This window comes from Pseudomonas sp. 2995-1 (assembly GCF_002742505.1).
In the GTDB taxonomy this organism is placed as follows: domain Bacteria; phylum Pseudomonadota; class Gammaproteobacteria; order Pseudomonadales; family Pseudomonadaceae; genus Aquipseudomonas; species Aquipseudomonas sivasensis.
The window spans coordinates 1-251 of the sequence record NZ_LJSA01000164.1 but is presented as its reverse complement, the minus strand read 5'-3'; the positions used below and the strand labels follow the sequence as shown (position 1 = coordinate 251).

At 37.5% G+C, this 251-nt stretch carries 1 protein-coding gene; it reads left to right on the top strand.

The window, feature by feature from the left end:
- Positions 1 to 67: 67 nt before the first annotated feature.
- Positions 68 to 251: hypothetical protein (locus AOA61_RS31760; RefSeq protein ID WP_143521154.1), on the top strand; the 184-nt coding region annotated here is incomplete at its 3' end.

The following is a 251-nucleotide window of genomic DNA, read 5'->3' as shown; positions in this document are numbered from 1 at the left end:
CTGAACAATATACGAAACAACAAATGGAAGAACAAAAACTTCCTAATACAAAGGCAGGTGCATAGTTATGAGTGTAGGTAAACGATTGTTTCGCTATGCACTACAATTTAAGCGAACGATAATAATTGCCTTAGTGTTTTTATCCATTGCTGTTGCAGCAGAGTTAACTGGTCCTTTCATTGCTAAAACGATGATAGACAACCATATATTAGGTATAGAAAGAGCTTGGATAGAAACGGACGAGGCAGGAG